Origin of the sequence: Rhizobium sophorae, assembly GCF_013087515.1 — a bacterium.
In the GTDB taxonomy this organism is placed as follows: Bacteria; Pseudomonadota; Alphaproteobacteria; order Rhizobiales; family Rhizobiaceae; genus Rhizobium; species Rhizobium sophorae.
Genome location: NZ_JABFCN010000048.1, coordinates 455,648 through 472,770, shown reverse-complemented (window position 1 = coordinate 472,770; position 17,123 = coordinate 455,648). Strand labels below are relative to the sequence as shown.

Below are 17,123 nucleotides of genomic sequence, written 5' to 3'. Positions count from 1 at the left end.
GGCGAGAGTGTCGCATCTCTAACTGGCCCAACTGTCGCATTACTAAATAGCCCCTACAATGCATATATCGCATAAGATAGATTATGGAACAGGAGGATGCTGTTTGATTACAATGGCATACCTTCGTCATTCATCTCATAGGCCCATTCCTTTTAAAATCGGCCCGCTCGAATTTGCGCCTAGACGATCCAGCACATCGACGAGTCACCTGCGGACGGGCCCTCATAGAACAGCTGATCCCAGCCAACAGACTCTCTTGAAACTCGTGTCCCGGACGACGCGCGCTTGGCGACTACGTCCGGGTCAGAGTGTTGCTTTGACGGGATCCGACGGAAAGCTCGCCTGTCCGCTCGCCGTTGCTATTCCTCAAGTGTTGAGATGACCTTTGGTGGCCTTTGCAGCTCTGAGGCGGCAGCGGTTGCTGCTGCATCGGCGGGGCCGCCGGAAACATGAACCGTCGGCGTTGCAAACTGGATGCCTTTTTCCGCGAATGTCTTCTTGAGCATGGCGAGCGCCTTTCGGCGAACGCCGAACTGTTCGCCGGGTTTCGCCATGAATTTCAGCCGAATCTGCACGCCGTAATCTGCCATCTGCTCGATCCCCTGCATTTTCAAGGGCTCGATGATGTTGGGCCCGAGTTCAGCATCCTCCAGAAGCTCAACGCCGATGCGCTTGATGGTCTTGCGGACCTCCTCAAGGTCGCTGTCATAATTCAGGGTGAGCGTAATGATGTCGATGACCCAGTCGCGGCTGAGATTTTGCACAGCGCCGAGTTCGCCGAAGGGAACGATGGTGACCGGACCGCGATGATGGCGCAAGCGGATCGATCGCAGTGAGAAACCTTCGACTGTGCCTTTATATTTCGCCGCCTGGATGTATTCGCCGATGCGAAAGGCATCGTCAAACAGATAAAAGACGCCGGAGATAATGTCCTTGACGAGTGTTTGCGCACCGAAGCCGACGGCTATGCCGACGACGCCAGCGCCTGCCAGCAGCGGTCCGATCTGAATGCCAATGGCATCCAGGATCATCAGGAAGCCGACAGCGCCGATCGCCACGAAGAGTACATTGCGAAGAATGGGAAGGAGGGTATTCAACCGCTGACGCCGGCGCGCGTCGGGTCCGTCCTGATGCCCCGCCTGCACGCTTCGCGACGCTACCGCCATCTGACTGTCGATCAGCGTGCTTGCGAGCTTCCAGATAACGTCGGTCACCAGCAACACGATAACAATGCGGATTCCGGCACGGATCAAACGCGTGGTCACCGTTTCGGCTGCGGCGAGGTCACTGAGATTGACATTCCAGGCGCGGGCAATGAGCAGCGCAGCGACCACAATGAGGCCGTTCCGCAGCGTTTGCATAATGACAACCGACCATCCGACGATGGCCGGATCTTCGACCGCCTGCCCCTCCCCGGATTGAATAATGCGACGAATAATATCACGAGCCACCGAAACGGTAAGAGGCAGAAGCGTAATGATCATCACCGTCCAGAATGCCCCGTGGAGACCGGACACCCATAACAGCCACGATAGCAGGATGCTCGCGCTGAAGCCGACACAGACCAGCCGGCTCACCGGCGGCCCGTCAGAACGAAAGTGCCGCAGCCAGATCATAACGATCAGAGCGATTGAAACGACACCAAGCCATGCTGCAGTAAAGAGGTCGACCAAGATCGGTGAAGCCCCGATCGTCCTGATCACTTCAATGGTAGCCCAGCCAGCCGCCAGCACTGCGACGATTCCGAGGAGCCAATAGTACCAGAACCAGGCAAGCGGGGTGATGAGCGTCAGAAGCCGCATATGCGGCAGACGAGCGCCTGGCGCGATAACAATACGGCCCACGAGCACGCCAAGGCGCACCATGAGCGCGGCCGATAGCAGGATGAGCGCGATATCGCGAAACACGGCAGGCCACGGAAAGAGGATAAACGCGCCGAGGCTTCCGACCAGGTAGCCGACCAAAGCGAGGAGACCCATTGAAAGCCGGGCGGCGTGGAGCTTGATCCGCTGCCGGACCGTGTCGGCGGGCGCGTTCAGCACAAAATGGAGCAGCCCTCGCCCTGACCACCAGGCAAGGCGCTGCGCAACGAACCCGCCTGCGACGAAGAGTATGACCGCCAAGATCAGGCCGACAGGTTCGATACGATCATCCGTTTGGAAGACCCGGATCGCCGACTGTATCTGCCCGGGAAGCGTCGGAACGGCATCGACGAGTGTGAGCAACCTCTGGCGCAATTCCTGTAGTGACGTGGCAATCGACGTCTGTGCCGCCTCTTGCGAGACTGCTACCGGCTGCGCCGGTTCCTGATTGCCGGGGACGATCCGATTGACCAGCGCTCGTCCGGAATCATCATTCGGCAATTCGATAATAACTCGGATCGGCCCCGAGGAATTGGTCGGCTCAGCCGCCGAGACGGGGTTCGCGCTCGCGAGCAGAAGCGTTGAAAATAGCACCGTCAGGAATGTGGACACTCTGCGGAGGGGATGACGGTCGTCGTTGATGCGCATGTAGCCGTGGTCCCCGCGACGTTGTCGTCGCTGTGCTGGGTTGGTCGAAACTTCGGACTTTGTGCAGCGTTGCACGACCAACGTCAATCGACCAACCCGTCTGGCGGACGCAGACTGCGAACCAAGGGCTAGACGGTATTAAGACCGCAAGCTTCTGAAGGCGTCCCGGATCTCTTGACTGAAGAGTTCCGGCTCCTCCCAGGCAGCGAAGTGACCGCCCTTGGAGGCGCGGTTGTAGTAGATGAGCTTCGGATAGGCCTTGGACAGCCAGTGTTTTGGCGGCTTGTAGACCTCTCCGGGAAACACTGTGACGGCGACCGGGACTTTGACTTCCGTAAGCTTCGCGCCCGACATGACGTTTTCCCAATAGATCCGGCCACTCGAGGGGCCGGTATTCGTCAGCCAGTACAGTGTGATGTTGTCGAGGATGGCATCCTTGCCAAGAGCCTGTTCGGGATCGCCGCGTGTATACACCCAGTCGGCGATCTTGTCGTAGAGCCAGGCGGCCAGGCCGACCGGAGAATCCGCAATGCCGTAGCCGACTGTCTCCGGCCGCGTGCTCATAATCGCCGCGTAGCCGAAGCCGTTGTTGAGGAAGTCCCGGGCCTCTTCGAAGACGACCTTCTCGTCCTGAGACAAGCTGTCGGGAGCCGGCCCTCCATTTTTAAGAGCCTGGGCTGCGTCCGCTGGGAAGGTCGTGGCACGCTCGACCCTGTTGACGTGGATTGCGAGCAGCCCATCGGGCGCCTGGCGACCCAAGGCGTCGCTGATGATCGCGCCCCAGTCGCCACCTTGCGAGACATAGCGGTCATAGTCCAGTCGCTTCATCAGCACGTCCCAGGCAGCCGCTATACGCTGGGGGTTCCAACCTGTTGCTGGAGGTTTCCCGGAGAAACCGAAGCCTGGAATCGACGGGATTACCAGGTGGAAGGCATCATCAGCCGTGCCGCCATGCGCCGTCGGATCCGTCAGCGGCCCGATGACATCAAGCAGCTCGAAGACCGAACCTGGCCAGCCGTGGGTCATGATCAACGGCAGCGCGTTTTCATGACGGGAACGGACATGGATGAAATGGATGTCCAGTCCATCGATATTGGTGAGAAACTGCGGAAAACTGTTCAGCCTGCTCTCTGCCTTCCGCCAGTCATAGGACGACTGCCAGTAGCGCGCCAGCTCCTTCAGCCTGTCGGGCTGCGCCCCCTGCGAACGATCCATGACGGTTTCGCCGTCGGGCCATCGGGTCTCGGCAAGACGCCGCCTGAGGTCTGCAAGCGCCGCCTCGGAGACCTCAACCTTGAACGGTCGAACCTCCTCGGACGCGGCGCCGACAACATCAGCGGCGTTGGACGTGCGCGGAAGGAGAACGGCGGTTATGCCGGCCGCGGCAAAGCCTGACAGCAGTGAGCGGCGCGATACGTCGCGGTGTTTCAAAACGTTCAGCATTGCCATGATGCCGTGTCCTTTCGTGATATCGAGGAGAGGAAAAGATGCCCTGCCCCGCTTCAATGCCGAAAACGTCAGGCCGCGCCCGCGCCGGAACGAAAGATAAGAAACTTGTTGCCTTCGGGATCGCGAAAATAGGCGCAGTAAGGACCCGTGCCGTTCTCGCCACGCGGACCAGGAGCCCCTTCGTCCGAGCCACCCGCCGCCAATGCAGTTGCATGGGCTTCGTCGACCTTTGAACGGGACGGAGCTTCGAAAGCAATCATTCCACCGTTGCCGACGGTGGCAGGGCGGCCATCGAACGGCTTGATGATACCGAATTCGAGCGTGCGATGACCGTAGTAGATGGCTCGGTTGGGCTGGACGAGGACTCGTCCGATCCCGAACACGGCCAGAAGCTTGTCGTAGAATACCGAGGCGGCATCCAGATCGTTCGTGCCGACAGTGGCGTGGCCCGGGAGGCCGCGGACCTTGTCGGGGGCGGCCGCAACCTGGCTGCTTTGGGTAATGGCAGTCATATCAGTTCTTCCTTATACTGTCGCGGCCGACGTTCTGCCTTCCGCAAGCAAACGCCAACGAGCTGTCTCAAATCGGCGGCTGGTGGATATTTGGGCGGGTCGACGGCCGGCCGGCACCTCGGGAAAGTGAGAGGCACCCTCTCGTTCAGATGTCAGCCTTGGGCAGCCGGGTTGCAGCGCTGCCGCCGTCGAGAGGGTTCCTCTCACTTTCTCCGGCTACCGCGGGCTGACGCCATGCTCAATTATTTGTGGAGACAGGCGGCTTTTGGGCTTTGGCTGACCGCCGTTCAGAAAGGACATCCTATGTCTAAGGACAAAACCGCAAATGCTGCGTCAGCCGCGGCAACTCCCTTTTCCCACACGTCTGAAGCCTTCGCTTCTACGCAAGCCGTGCAAGACGCCGCCGACTTCATCGAGATCGACCAGATCCTCACGCTGAGGAGGATGATTGTCCGCGCCCACGCGCCAAAAGGCACCGTGCTTTTCCTGCATGGGTTTCCGGAAACGCTGATGGTGTGGAAGGGCATTGCGACAACGCTTGCTCGCGACTACGACGTCCACGCCTTCGATTGGCCGGGTTACGGGCAGTCGTCGCGCCCGGATTTGAACCGGTTTTCCTACGCGCCGAAAGAGTACGCCCGAGTGTTGAAGGCCTATATCGAGCGGGCAGGCATCGACCGGTCGAAGCTCGTGATCTACGCGACTGACATTGGCGCCCTGCCCGTCCTGCTGCTTGCTCTCGACGAGCCGACGATCGCCAGGCAGATCATCGTCGGAGACTTCGCGCCGTTCGACCGGCCGCAATACATGTGGGAGAACCTGCAGAATCTCAAAGCCGAGCCCACCGCTTCGCCGACCCGGGCTTACATGAACAAGACGAGCGACGAGATCCTTCAGAACGTGCACAGGCGCGGCCTCTCTCCCGCTGAGCAATTCGATCTGCGGATCGACGTCCAGCAAGACATGATCCGGTCATGGAGCCGTGATGGCGTCACGTCGGCGGACGCATTCGCGCACTACTACGCGAATTTCACCCGCGACCAGCATTATCTCGAGGCCAACCTCGACCGGCTGAAGACGCCCATGAAGGTGATCTGGGGCGAGAAGGACATCTACATCGCAAGGGAAATGGGCATCGAGTTCGCCGGCAAGATTGGAGTGAAACTCGACGTCCTGCCCGGCACCGGTCACTTTCCACACCTTCAGAATTCGAAACAAACAGTTGAAGAAATACGCACATCATTCAGATAACGTTTGATTTTCTTGGCGGATATTCCGCAACCGCGGCAGTGCCCAGTCGACAAAAGCCCGTACCTTCAACGCGAGAAGCCCCTGTCGCGCGTAGACGATATGAATGGGCTGGGGTGGACCGTCGCAATCGCGGAGGATCGGAACGAGCGCGCCGGACGCCAGCTCGTCTGGAATCTGATAGTCGAACAGCCGCGCGATTCCCGCCCCGCCGACGGCCGCCGCAACACAGTTCGCTGCGGTATTCACCTCCAGCCGGTTGCGGGGCACCGCCTCTATCGGCGTGCCGTCGGCGTCAAAGGTCCAGAAGAATGTTCGCTTGTTGAAGATGATCCCGTCGCGATTGGTGAGGTCGCCGGGACGCCCCGGCATGCCATGCCGCTCGAGATAGGCAGGACTCGCGCAGGTCAGCAGGCGGAATTCGCCGACCTTGACGGCATGGAGGGCGCTGTCGGCGAGGTCACCGAGACGGATCGCTATATCCACCTGCTCGGAAACGAGATCGACCGTGCGGTCGAGCGACAGAAGGTTCAGCGACACCTCCGGGTATTTGTCCATGAAGCTCAGCGCAATGGGCAGCACGTATCGGCTCCCGTATTCGATCGGCATCGTGATCGTCAGCACGCCTCTGGGCGTCTGGTATTCCCCCGACGCTCGTCGTTCGGCCTCATCGAGATCCGCCATGATCTTTCGAGCGGCGTCGACATAGTCGCGCCCTGCATCGGTGAGTTGAAGATTACGGCTGGTGCGGACGATGAGGTTTGTCCCAAGATGTCGTTCGAGTTCGGCCACCTTTCGGCTGACGCTGGGTAATGGCGCGTTCAACTTCCTGCTACCGGCTGAGATGCTTCCGGCGTCGACGACCGCCAGCAACATGCGCATCGCTTCGAGACGATCCATCGGACACCTCCAGTAAGATATCGCTTCTCAGCCCAGCTTAAGGCTTGGGTCCCGAACAGGATGATTTTAGGCCGGTCGGCCACAAATCTGAATCCTGTTCTGTATTATATAGTTAGAGCATGACGTCGTCCGAAAACCGCGCACACTTTTCGCCATCATGCTCTAGTCAAGCAGCTTCCGTATGGCCATCATCCCCTTTGCAGCATCCGACCAGGATTGACGCCAGATCAAAATGCCGACGCTGAGGATGGTCGCAATAGCGAAGGGGGTTGGCCCGATGAACCAGAAGGCGGCTGCAACGGTAAAGTAGTAGGACCGGACACCGACGCTGAATGATCGAAGCGCAGGGTTCAAAACCAGGGTCAGGGCGTTCGTCCAACCGGCGATGTCCCTGTCTTCATCGCGAGAGGGGCTCGCCCCGATCGCCGCCAGGCAGTAGTTGATCTGCCGGACCGCCCAGATGAAATCGGATAGTCCCCGCAGCAGCGTCGCCATGATCAGGAGAACCTTGCACTGGAAAAACCACGCCGGATCCTGAGCCGCAAACATCGCGATCAGGCCACCCGATCCATAGTTCGGCTCCATGAACAGCGCGCCGCTCAGCCCAACGATGACGATGAGATTGGCGGAGCCGAAGAAGGATGCCGAATTGATCGTGTGCCCGAGGATCGCGGCGTCGCCGATGAAGTTGTTGTCGCGCGTCAGGACCTCCCGCATCCAGGCGGCGCGAACGCGCACCATGTCTACGGAAAGGCTATCGTTCTTCCTCGGCCACCCTGCTGCCATCAAAGGCTCGACCGCCACCCAGACGAGAAGGAAAAAAACGATCGCCGCGACGTTCAGAAAATCCATGGTGCCCCCGAACTGAAACTGGATTTTCCTTAACAGTACTTCGAGCTAACGGCAGCTCCAAGCGTCTATCGTCCCCTGCCCTTCAGCTCATCAGCCTATATTCGGGTGTTCTATGGTCCGTCGCGGACCGCCGCGAGGTAACGGGACATAGTCGAAGCCCGAAGCCGAATGTGTTCGATCGCCTGCTGCGGCGTCACGGCCAGGAAGCCGACATGGTCGCGTGGGCGCAGCTGGACGAAGGCGTCCAGATCGGAATCGACTACCGTGGCGATCTTGGGATATCCTCCGGTCGTCTGGTGGTCGGCCAGCAGAATGGTGGGAACACCGTCTCCGGCGACCTGCACCGAGCCCCGCACGATCGCTTCCGACGGCATGTCCAGCGCGACGCTTGGCGCAAGCGACGGACCTTGGAGGCGTACGCCCATGCGGTCATAGGCGTCGCTCAGGCGGAAAGGCGATGAAAGGAAATTCGACAAGGTTTCTTTCGAGAAGAACCGATCCTGTGGCCCGACCACCACACGCAGCTCGGATCGCGGTCTTGCGAAGACTGGACATATGATCGGACCATGTCGATCGTCGCGTACTTGGGGATCGGCGACGGTGATGGTCTGTCCGACTGCAAGGCGCCCGCCGCCGAGGCCGGAGAGACTGTGCGTCGACATGCTGCCGAGCCAGGTCTTCGCCTTGATTTGACCGGCTAAGGCCAGATAGGTCCAGCTTCCCCAATGCCCCGGACGAATTGCCAGCCGCTCCCCGGCCCTCAAGGTGGCGACCATCCATGCGCTGCGCTTGGCGCCGGCATGCTCTACGATGAATCCCCCTCCCGCGACGGCGAACGTAACCTCCCCCGACATACAGTCGAGAACCAGGCCGCCCATGGAGACTTCGATTGCGGGCTGAGAGGCAGGATTGCCGACGGCGGCGTTGGCGGCTGCAAACGAGGTCCTGTCCATCGGACCGGAGGCCGGGACGCCGTAACGCATCAATCCGTGACGTCCTTTATCCTGGACCGCGACGTGCGGACCCGCGAAGTTGATTGCAAGGATGGCTTGGCTCATGCGAGGCACCTCGCGTCGAATTCGGCCCTCGATATGCGGCGGAAGCGCACCGCGTCGCCGACGTCGAATAGGAACGGACGGTCGTTCGATGCGGCATCGAGGATCTTCGTCGGCGAGCGGCCGATGATCCACCAGCCGGTCGGCATGGTGAGCGTGCTGACCAGGCACTGCGGACCTGCGATCAGCACGCTTCCGGCGGCGATGCCGCGAATAGGCGCCGGCTTCCTCGGCTGCTGAATGGCTTTGGGCACGCCTGCAAGGTAAGCGTAGCCTGGAGCGAAGCCGTACATGAAGACGCTGTAGTCGCCGGAGAGATGGGCGGATATTACGTCTTCCGGCGACAATCCGCTTGCCTCGGCGACGGCGGCAAGGTCGGGCGCAAGATCAGGATCGTAGCAGACTTCGACTTCGCGCATCGCTCCAATCGTCTTTGGAACCTCAGCCGCCAGACGCTCGGCAATGGCCGCCTCCGTCGTGCGATGATCGGCCACGAGCGGATCGAAGCATACGAGAATGCTGGCATAGGCCGGAACGGCTTCGACGAATCCTTGAAAGGGTGCCGCCTTCAAGGCGGCATCCAGCTTGACGACCCGATCGTGGATCCGTTTATCGATGGTTGCGCCGAATTCGACGAGCACCGCGTGCCCGCCCACCGGGCGGTAGTTCGGCACGCTGCCGGACGATGCGGATGGGTCCTGTGACAAATCAGTCGGCGCCTTCGATCATGAAGTCCGCATCCGCAGCACCTGCCCGAAGCGCCTTGGCTTCCGGATCGGTGACGGTAACCTCGGCGATAGGATAGCCTTTGGCCATCACCTGTTTTCCTTTGTCGGTTGAAGGAATGGTGCCACCTCGATGCCTGCCTTTTGCAGTTCCTGGCGCACGTGGACGGTCATGGCGAGCGATCCTGGGCTGTCCCCATGAACGCAGATCGAGTGCGCATCGAGAGGGATCGGAACGCCGTCGACCGTCGGCATGAGGCCGCTGGACAGGTACCCGATCAATCTCGATGCTGCCTCCGCGGGATCATCGATCATCGCTCCCGGCAGGTTGCGCGGCACGAGCCGACCCGTGGAGAGGTAGCCGCGGTCGGCAAAAATCTCACTGAAGACGGTCATCCCGGCATTGCGGGCCGCATGTTCCAGTTCAGTCCCGGAGATCGCCAGTATGGCAAGTTCCGGGGAGACCGCTCGCGTTGCGCGGACGATGGCGTCGGCGACCGGCCGTTCGTCGGCCGCCCAATTGGCGAGTGCGCCGTGTGGTTTGATGTAACGGACGCGGGCGCCCGTCAGAGCCGCAGCTCCCATCAGCGCCCCTGTCTGCGTCGCGACAAGCTGCTCCACTTCCCGGACGCTCAAGGGGATCAGGCGTCGTCCGAAGCCCTCGCGATCTGCAAAACCCGGATGGGCCCCGGCGACGACACCCCGCTCACTTGCGAGCGCGAGCGTCTCGACCATCGTCGCTGGATCTCCGGCATGCCCGCCACATGCAATGTTCGCACTGGTGACGACGTCAAGGATCGCCTTGTCGTCGCCCATGCGCCAAGGTCCAAACGCCTCCCCCAGATCAGAGTTGAGATCGATTTTCGTCATGATGTCCGTCAACCCCTCGCGCCGGTCTTATCAGCTTCGTCGCTTTCTGGAACGCCGAAGCCGAGGTGGAGCACATCTTCGCCGCGCGCGTCAAGAAAACGACGCTGCTGGCTGCATGCGAGGAGCTCGTGTGGCGGTCGCGGGGGACCTCGAAATGTCCTTGGAGTTGCGTCCGATGGAAAGGCGGCTAAGATCGGGGTGAAATGGTCGACCGCCCTGTTATTGATCGAGCGCGTCGTATTCTCTCAAGAACCGGGGGCCCACCCCCCGGCAGCATGGCGTGCAGACCGGGGATGCGGAATGAGTCTTGTCAACAGAGCTTTGGGAACGTCCGAATTTTCTTTTGCCGAAGAGCCGGGTATTTTCACCTGGGACTTGGCGACCGACAAGGTTTATGCGGATTCGGCGCTGGCAAACCTCTTTGGGCTTGATCCCGAAGAGACTCTCACGGGGCTGCCGGTCATAAGATACCTCGACCGGATTCACCCGGACGACAAGCCATCCGTGGCCAAGGCGATTTCAGAATCGGTGATCACAGGAAATCCGTATCGCTGTGACTATCGGGTATTTGATCGAAGCGGGCAAATCATAGCCGTGGCGGCCTTCGGCCGCTGCTTCAGGGATGAATCCGGAAACCCGTCGCAATATGCGGGCATCGTATTCCCGACGAATGATCACGTCCAGCAAGACGAATTGTCCGCTCACTGCAATGCGGCACTGAAAATTGCCCGGTCATCCGGCCTGCGGACGACGGCCGATGCGCTTGAAGCGATCGTCAGGGAACTTGCCAAGCCGATGCCTTCAGACACCGTGCAGGTTCATTGATTCCTTCCCAGGTGTTGGTTGTCGCATCAGATCTTCGTGATGGCGATGGTTTGTGCGAGCCTTGGATACTTGGCACCCGCAGAGGCGCTCTTCTCCTGGAAGTGATCGATGTTGCGGTCATCGGCAACGCGCCGCGCGCACTGCATTTAGTGGCAAAGGACAGTGGGCATTTCGAGGCGGGTTAACAGCGATCGTGTGACCCCTCCCAAGATGAATTCGCGCAGCCTCGAATGACCGAACGCGCCGGCGACGAGCAAATCTGCCTTGCGTTCCAGGGCTGCGCCTTGAATGACGCTGGCCGGTGAGCTTCCCTTCGCTTGCACGGCTGCGACATCGACGGCAAGACCAGCCTTCCGAAGCGCAGCAGCGAGGTGATCTCGGCTGCGCTCGTCAATCTGCTTATCATCGGTGACGGAAATCAGGACGACACGCGAAGCCTGTTCCAGCAAGAACCTGGCACCCGCCAGTGTCCGCGCCACGGTGGCTCCTCCATCCCAGGCTACGGCAACAGCATCGATCCGGCCGCTGAAATTATCCGGGGGAAAAAGCAGGAGCGGTCGACCGCTTCCAAACAGCACACTCTCGATCAGCGGCCTCATCAGTTCAGATGCTTCCAAAATGGAAAGATCATATGCGCGCGACAACTCGGCAAGAGTTTGCGCGACAAACGGCTGCCTCACATCGAATGGCTGGATCTCGACCTCGACCTCAGCTTTCTTCGCATAATCACGGAGCGTCTGTCCGAGAACGGTTCCATTGTCTCTACTCAAGCGCTCCGCCTCCGCACGCATTTTGTCGACGTCAAGGAAGGATGGAAATCGCGGCTGAACGGGTTCGATCCTGACCAGCGGTATCCTGGCCGTCAAACCGGCATTTTGGTGAAGGGCAACATAAACAGCATTCTGAAGAAGCGAGAAGGAGCTTGCGTCAGGATAGGTGGCCAGCGGTAAGTGGAATTGCGCTTTCACGGCTGATGTCCTTCCGATGATTGGAGCTATCATAGCGCAGACGTGTCTGCCGTGCTTTGACAAAGATCAAGGTCGCTCAACCGTGGACGAAGCGGCGAAGATTTATGCTAAGCGATGAAGTGCGGAGCGCGATTGAATATCAGCACGGCGCGGAGCAAACTCATCCGGACGCCGTCGAGCAGCAGCTTGCGGATGAACAGCAATGGCATATACGGCGCAGCGGCCTTCGATGAATCGACCGGCGCGTCTGGACCCCATCGGATGGTGACATCATTGGTAACGACCGAAGCATTCCAGCGCCTCAGTCTGGCGCTTGCAATCGGCATTCTCGTCGGCATTGAGCGCGGCTGGCGGGATCGTGAGGCTGCGCCAGGCAAAAGAGTAGCCGGTATCCGCACCTATGGCCTGTCAAGTTTCCTCGGCGGTTTCTGCGGTTTCCTGCAGCCTGTGACAGGGCCGATTCTGCCGACAGCTATCTTTATATTCTTTTGCATCACGGTTCTGCTCTTCAGCCGCATGCAGGCGGAACAAGAAGAGGATTACAGCGCCACCGGCACCATTGCGGCCCTGGTGGTCTTTGCGCTGGGCTTTGGCGCGGTAGTGGCGGATATGACGGTAACGGCCGCAAGCGCTGTGGCAATAACCGTCCTTCTTGCAGCGCGGGAGCCGTTGCATGGATTTCTTCGCCGATTGACCTGGCTTGAACTCAGGGCCGCCCTGATCCTGCTGACGATGACCATCGTCATCCTCCCTATCCTTCCCAACGAACCGATTGATCCTTGGCAGACAATCAATCCTTTCGAGCTTTGGATGATGACGATCCTGGTGGGAGCCGTTTCCTTTGGCGGTTATATACTCATCAAGCTGAGCGGCGCCCGCGCCGGAATACTGCTGACCGGGACCAGCGGCGGCATCGTTTCCTCGACCGCCTTGACGCTTTCTTTCGCCCGTCAGTCGAAGCAGATGCCTGCCCTCTCGCCACTCCTCTCAGCGGGAGCAATGCTGGCGGGAGCCGTTTCTCTCGCCCGCGTGCTTTTGATTAGCGGCGTCATTGCACCAGCTGTTTTCAGGGATCTTGTTCCATTACTCGCTCCGGCTGCTGCCACGCTCGCCATAGCTGGCGGCTTCGCCGCATTGCTGCAACGCCCGGATGATAGCGCCGATTTTTCACCCCGAAACCCGCTGGAGGTGATGGTCGTGCTGCGCTTCGCTCTCCTTCTCGCCGTCGTGACAGTCCTGACGCGAATGACCCTGATCGTCTTTGGAACTCAGTCGCTGATCGTCCTTTCATTCATCACAGGACTGGGCGATCTCGATGCGATAACGCTTGCCGTTGCGAAACTGTCATCCATCCAGGTGCCTGCAGACGCAGCCGCTCGCGCCATAGCGGTGGCCGCTTTCGCCAATCTTCTTGCGAAAGCCGTTCTTGCAGCTAGTATGGGGAGCATCGCTTATGCGGCTCGTTTCGCGATCGCAGGCGGTGTCGCGACTTTTGCCGGAATTGCTGGCCTGCTTCTAGCATGAGCGCTTGTTCGCGTATCAATCTCGCCGCCCGCACCAGCCAGCCACCATTAGCGACGATCCGTCACTGCCGTCTCGCCTCCGAGAGATGACCGGCAAACCCCGCAAGCAGCACGCCGAGCGGAAGACGCCGAACCAGTCTGGCTGCAATGAAGGTTGCGCCGATTGCCGCGGCAAGTTTCAGCCAGGGATAGTCGCCGAGCTGGACATGGGCGCTCGCATCGACCGATGTGGCCTTGGCTTTCAGCGCCGCTTCCGCATCCTCGCGCAGCACGCCTATGCGGGCATTCAGCAGCCTGACCTCATGCCGCAAGGCGTTCAGGCTCTCGTCGGCCTTTTCACGCGCCGTCTGCTCAGCGGCATCGGCAAAAGGCGGATCACCTTCCGCGATCAGTTCGTCGGGATCCGGCGGAAGGCCGTGGCGGTTGATGGATGATTGCATCGACATGTCCTCGAATAGCTGAGCGAGAGGAAATGAGGCCCGGCATTGCGGTCGGGCCTCATGATATCAATGGTCGCGTCGAAAACCCTGGCTCTGGTGAGATCCACCTTGCGATTGGGTTTGGGACTGGCCTTGGGATTGGCGATTGGTTTCGTCCGATGACGTGGTGCCAGGCTCGGGCAAGGTATAGGCACGCACCTTGGCGCTTCCATGCGCGGTGTCCCGCATTGCCACCGGGCGCGCATCGTCGAATGCACTCTCGGACACGGCGAGGTTTTCCGAGACTTTGCCGCCCTGCACCGATCCGGCAAAGCCGGTATTGGATGGGCCTTGCTGTCTGTCCTCCAACGACCAGAGATCCGCGCGTTCATCCATGTCGATACTGCCCTCATCGTCCAGAATATCGTGGACGGTCTCGTAGAGCGCGTCGTCGATATCATTGACCTGAACGAGGAAGCCGCCTCGCCGCAACCCTTCTGCATAGACCGCACGATCCTCGTCGGGGAAGAAGAAGTCTGCCAGAGCGTCGAAGAAGCCGCTGCGGTCTTCGCTCATTGCGCCGGCATTTTTTGCGTCCGCCTCATATCCGGGCATCAGCCTTATTCTCGCGACCGGCACGCCTGCGTCCTCGAGACGGGAAACGGCGGATTCGGCGTCCGATCGGTTGTCGAAAAATGCGGCGAGACTGCTGCCGCCTGTCGGGCCTGAAAAGGCCGGGTTGGTATCGTTGTAAATGTTGCCCATGGGACTCTCCTCTCGATGTGCAGATCCAGCCGCCAATGCGTTTTGGCCGACGTTTGGCCGGCGTCTGGTTTCCTGACTTGAAGAACCGTCGGCTGAGTTGAATGTTCCAGGGGTGGCGATGGGATTGGCGATAGGCTCGGCGGTGACTCCGGCGCGTCGCCTGCCATTTCGGCGCGCAGACTCGCAAATTACGCCGCTTGCGAAATCTCTCAGCGGTTGACGTCAAACCTTCGAGACGCTAGCACGGCTTTGACGCATTGGGGATAATTCATATGGACATGTTTACGGCAGCTGGTCTGACGGCTTTGCTGCAGGTCATTGCTATCGACCTCGTTCTCGCCGGCGACAACGCCGTGGTTATCGGTCTTGCTGCTGCCGGCCTCGAGGCGACGCAGCGCCGCAAGGCAATTATCGTCGGTATCGTGGCGGCGACCGTACTGCGTATTCTCTTTGCCAGCGTCGCAGTCTACCTGCTGGCGATCGTCGGCCTGCTGCTGGCCGGCGGCCTGCTGCTGCTCTGGGTCTGCTGGAAGATGTGGCGCGAGCTGCGCGCCGGCCATGGCGAGAGCCATGAGGCGGTGGGTGCCGAAGGCGCGCCGAAAAAGACCTTCTTCCAGGCGGCGACCCAGATCGTCATCGCCGACGTCTCGATGTCGCTCGACAACGTGCTCGCCGTTGCCGGTGCTGCGCGCGAACATCCAAGCGTGCTGGTCATCGGTCTTGCCCTGTCGATCGCGTTGATGGGGATCGCCGCAAACCTGATCGCCCGGTTGCTCAGCAGCCATCGCTGGATCGCCTATGTCGGCCTGCTGATCATCCTCTACGTCTCGCTCGACATGATCCACCGCGGTGGCGTCGAACTGTGGCCGTACGTGCAAGCGGGCGGGTTCAAGCTTTAGAGCCTGACCTCGGTCTCGAAGCTCATCTGGTCATACGCCGGCACCACATGGTCCGGCGTCTCGGCCATCACCACGTCGTAATCGAGCGGCGTGTGCATATGGGTGAGTATCGCCTGTTTCGGCTTCAGCCGGCCGATCCAATCGAGCGACTGTTCCAGCGACAGGTGGCTCGGGTGATAGGTATATTGCAGCGCGTCGATGATCAACATGTCGAGATTTTGAAGTTTCTCGACGGTCTGAGGCGGAAAATCGCTGATATCGCTGCAATAAGCCACATCGCCGATCCGGAAGCCGAGCGAGTGAATATCCCCGTGCTGCTGGATATGCGGATGGAAGGCGATCGTTCCACCGGGACCATGGATTTCCACGGGCGCGTCGAGGTTTTCGATGACGATCGGCAGCACGATCGGCGGATAATTGCTGCCCGGCGGCGTTTCCAGGCAATAGCCGAAAGCTTCCCGCAGCCTATCCATGGTAAATTGGTCGGCAAAGATCGGCACCCGGCGGCGCGTATTGTGAAAATAGCCGCGCAGATCGTCGATGCCATGAATATGATCGGCATGCGGATGGCTGTAGAGCACTGCATCGACATGGTCGGCCCCTGCCCTGATCATCTGTTCGCGAAAATCCGGTCCCGTGTCTATGACGACGGTGGTGACACCGCCATCCGGTGCGAATTGCTGCACCATGAAGGCGGCCCGCGTCCGCCGGTTCTTCGGATTGTCGGGATTGCAGGCGCCCCAGTCGCCGGTAATGCGCGGCACGCCGGGTGACGACGAACAGCCGAGAATGGTGAAGCGCCGCCGGTAGAGCACGTCGCTAGACCCTCGGCATCTTCGAGAACAGCTGGAAAGCGTTCTCTGTCGTGATCCGTGCGACCTCGGCGTAGGAAAGGCCGATCGTCTCGGCGAGCACTTCGGCCGTGTTGACGACATAGGACGGCTCATTGCGCTTACCGCGCCAGCGCTTCGGCGCCAGATAGGGCGCGTCCGTTTCCACAAGCAGCCGATCCTGCGGGATCGTCTTGGCGATCTCCCGCAGCTCTTCCGACTTCGGGAAGGTCAGGATGCCCGAGAAGGAGACATAGCCGCCGAGCGCGACGCCGGTCTTCGCCAGTTCCGGGCCTGCCGAGAAGCAGTGGAGGATGAAGGGGAAAGCCCCTTTCCCGGTTTCCTCGGTCAGGATCGCAGCCATGTCCTCGTCGGCGCTGCGGCTGTGGATGACAAGCGGCAGCCGGGTCTTGCGCGCCGCCGCAATATGCCGGCGAAAGCCTGTCTGCTGGTCCTCAGGCTTTTGCGTGTCGTAGAAATAGTCGAGGCCGGCCTCGCCGATCGCCACCACCTTCTCATGGGCATTGGCGAGACGCACCAGCTCTTCCGTCTGGATATCCAGCTCTTCGTCGGCATTGTTCGGATGCGTGCCGACCGAGCAGAATACCGAGGGATATTTCTCCGTGATGGCAAGCAGCGTTTCGAGCTTGCGTACCCGCGTCGAGATCGTCACCATCTGCTTGACACCGGCCAGATGGGCGCGCGCGACGATCTCGTCCCGCTCCGCCTCGAAGTCGGCGAAATCAAGATGGCAATGCGTGTCGATCAGCACG

The 17,123-nt window shown here is 60.2% G+C and carries 17 protein-coding genes; 4 read left to right on the top strand and 13 right to left on the bottom strand.

Annotation, left to right across the window (positions count from 1 at the left end; genetic code table 11):
- Positions 1-359: 359 nt before the first annotated feature.
- From G9X64_RS28040 to G9X64_RS28030, 3 genes are all read right to left on the bottom strand, one after another.
- Positions 360-2,510, bottom strand: coding sequence for a mechanosensitive ion channel domain-containing protein (locus tag G9X64_RS28040; protein ID WP_168311287.1), 2,151 nt, complete (start codon positions 2,508-2,510; stop codon positions 360-362).
- A gap of 138 nt (positions 2,511-2,648) precedes the next feature.
- The gene (locus G9X64_RS28035) at positions 2,649-3,959 is read right to left on the bottom strand and encodes an epoxide hydrolase family protein (protein WP_171377802.1); all 1,311 of its coding nucleotides are present in this window, start codon (positions 3,957-3,959) and stop codon (positions 2,649-2,651) included.
- Positions 3,960-4,027: 68 nt separating this feature from the next.
- Positions 4,028-4,471: a VOC family protein gene (locus G9X64_RS28030; protein ID WP_168316955.1), complete on the bottom strand. Its 444-nt coding sequence runs from the start codon at positions 4,469-4,471 to the stop codon at positions 4,028-4,030.
- A 303-nt stretch (positions 4,472-4,774) separates the two neighbouring features.
- Here G9X64_RS28030 and G9X64_RS28025 point away from each other — a divergent pair, with 303 nt between their 5' ends.
- Complete coding sequence (locus G9X64_RS28025) at positions 4,775-5,722, top strand: alpha/beta fold hydrolase (RefSeq protein ID WP_168316956.1); 948 nt, start codon at positions 4,775-4,777, stop codon at positions 5,720-5,722.
- On the opposite strand, the gene G9X64_RS28020 is transcribed toward G9X64_RS28025, so the two are convergent.
- The 5 genes from G9X64_RS28020 to G9X64_RS28000 all read right to left on the bottom strand — a co-directional run bounded on the left by G9X64_RS28020 (position 5,711) and on the right by G9X64_RS28000 (position 10,121).
- A complete protein-coding gene (locus G9X64_RS28020; protein WP_171377801.1) occupies positions 5,711-6,619 on the bottom strand; it encodes a LysR family transcriptional regulator in 909 nt (302 codons plus the stop codon). The two genes, G9X64_RS28025 and G9X64_RS28020, sit on opposite strands and share 12 nt — an antisense overlap.
- Positions 6,620-6,781: 162 nt before the next feature.
- Positions 6,782-7,471, bottom strand: a complete 690-nt coding sequence (locus G9X64_RS28015) for a DUF599 domain-containing protein (protein ID WP_171377800.1) — start codon at positions 7,469-7,471, stop codon at positions 6,782-6,784.
- A gap of 110 nt (positions 7,472-7,581) precedes the next feature.
- Complete coding sequence (locus G9X64_RS28010) at positions 7,582-8,538, bottom strand: 5-oxoprolinase subunit C family protein (RefSeq protein WP_168311292.1); 957 nt, start codon at positions 8,536-8,538, stop codon at positions 7,582-7,584.
- Entirely contained in the window at positions 8,526-9,233 is a 708-nt protein-coding gene (locus tag G9X64_RS28005; RefSeq protein ID WP_171377799.1) for a 5-oxoprolinase subunit B family protein, read from the bottom strand. Before G9X64_RS28005 ends, G9X64_RS28010 begins: the two co-directional genes overlap by 13 nt.
- 108 nt (positions 9,234-9,341) lie before the next feature.
- Positions 9,342-10,121: a LamB/YcsF family protein gene (locus G9X64_RS28000; protein ID WP_171377798.1), complete on the bottom strand. Its 780-nt coding sequence runs from the start codon at positions 10,119-10,121 to the stop codon at positions 9,342-9,344.
- A 300-nt stretch (positions 10,122-10,421) separates the two neighbouring features.
- Between G9X64_RS28000 and G9X64_RS27995 the strand changes: the two genes are divergently transcribed.
- Entirely contained in the window at positions 10,422-10,946 is a 525-nt protein-coding gene (locus G9X64_RS27995; protein ID WP_168311294.1) for a PAS domain-containing protein, read from the top strand.
- Between the two features lie 146 nt (positions 10,947-11,092).
- Here the strand turns inward: G9X64_RS27995 and G9X64_RS27990 are convergent, their stop codons facing one another.
- Positions 11,093-11,914 carry a universal stress protein gene (locus G9X64_RS27990; protein ID WP_171377797.1) on the bottom strand — a complete coding sequence of 274 codons (822 nt, stop codon included), beginning with the start codon at positions 11,912-11,914 and terminating at the stop codon, positions 11,093-11,095.
- Between the two features lie 261 nt (positions 11,915-12,175).
- Here G9X64_RS27990 and G9X64_RS27985 point away from each other — a divergent pair, with 261 nt between their 5' ends.
- Positions 12,176-13,438 (top strand): MgtC/SapB family protein, encoded by a 1,263-nt coding sequence (locus tag G9X64_RS27985; RefSeq protein WP_171377809.1) that lies wholly within the window; start codon positions 12,176-12,178, stop codon positions 13,436-13,438.
- 61 nt (positions 13,439-13,499) lie between these two features.
- On the opposite strand, the gene G9X64_RS27980 is transcribed toward G9X64_RS27985, so the two are convergent.
- On the bottom strand, positions 13,500-13,877 hold the full coding sequence (locus G9X64_RS27980) for a hypothetical protein (protein WP_168316960.1): 378 nt from the start codon (positions 13,875-13,877) through the stop codon (positions 13,500-13,502).
- 66 nt (positions 13,878-13,943) lie between these two features.
- Positions 13,944-14,621, bottom strand: a complete 678-nt coding sequence (locus tag G9X64_RS27975) for a hypothetical protein (protein WP_171377796.1) — start codon at positions 14,619-14,621, stop codon at positions 13,944-13,946.
- Between the two features lie 272 nt (positions 14,622-14,893).
- Between G9X64_RS27975 and G9X64_RS27970 the strand changes: the two genes are divergently transcribed.
- Positions 14,894-15,520, top strand: a complete 627-nt coding sequence (locus G9X64_RS27970) for a TerC family protein (RefSeq protein ID WP_168316962.1) — start codon at positions 14,894-14,896, stop codon at positions 15,518-15,520.
- On the opposite strand, the gene G9X64_RS27965 is transcribed toward G9X64_RS27970, so the two are convergent.
- Complete coding sequence (locus G9X64_RS27965) at positions 15,517-16,335, bottom strand: MBL fold metallo-hydrolase (protein WP_163880044.1); 819 nt, start codon at positions 16,333-16,335, stop codon at positions 15,517-15,519. The two genes, G9X64_RS27970 and G9X64_RS27965, sit on opposite strands and share 4 nt — an antisense overlap.
- Positions 16,336-16,339: 4 nt before the next feature.
- On the bottom strand, positions 16,340-17,122 hold the full coding sequence (locus G9X64_RS27960; RefSeq protein WP_171377795.1) for a TatD family hydrolase: 783 nt from the start codon (positions 17,120-17,122) through the stop codon (positions 16,340-16,342).
- Position 17,123 lies beyond the last annotated feature (1 nt).